Annotated in this window: 1 protein-coding gene; it reads right to left on the minus strand. The window is 47.6% G+C overall.

Annotation, left to right across the window (positions count from 1 at the left end):
• Nucleotides 1-800, minus strand: an 800-nt coding sequence (locus tag A3738_RS11045; protein WP_068763594.1) for an elongation factor Tu, incomplete at its 3' end; no start/stop codon positions are given.
• Nucleotides 801-811: the final 11 nt, after the last annotated feature.

Below are 811 nucleotides of genomic sequence, written 5' to 3' on the forward strand. Positions count from 1 at the left end.
GTGGTTTGAGTTTCACGGATACCGATGATTTCGATTTCGTCACCAACAGTGATGATACCACGCTCAACACGACCAGTTACTACCGTACCACGACCAGAGATAGAGAATACGTCTTCTACTGGCATTAGGAATGGTTGATCGATTGCACGCTCTGGCTCTGGGATGTACGTATCAAGCGCTTCAACAAGCTTCTTAACAGCAGTTGTACCCAACTCGTTGTCATCTTCGCCGTTCAATGCCATCAAAGCAGAACCAGGAATGATTGGAGTGTCGTCACCAGGGAATTCGTATTGATCTAGAAGCTCACGAAGCTCCATTTCAACCAACTCAAGCATTTCGTTGTATTCTTCAGTACCTGCACCGCCACAGTCTTCAGCAAGAAGGTCTGCTTTGTTCAAGAATACTACGATGTATGGAACACCAACCTGACGTGAAAGAAGGATATGCTCACGAGTCTGAGGCATTGGGCCGTCAGTCGCACCACATACTAGGATCGCGCCGTCCATTTGAGCAGCACCAGTGATCATGTTTTTCACGTAGTCCGCGTGTCCAGGACAGTCAACGTGCGCGTAGTGACGATCATTTGAATCGTACTCTACGTGTGACGTTGCGATTGTAATACCACGCTCACGCTCTTCTGGAGCGTTATCGATGTTAGCGAAGTCTACCTTCTCACCACCGAATACTTCTGCACATACACGAGTAAGTGCTGCTGTTAGTGTTGTTTTGCCGTGGTCAACGTGGCCAATTGTTCCAACGTTAACGTGCGGCTTACTTCTTTCAAACTTTTCTTTTGCCATCCGAACATCTC

The sequence above is a fragment of the Oleiphilus sp. HI0066 genome (genome assembly GCF_001635725.1).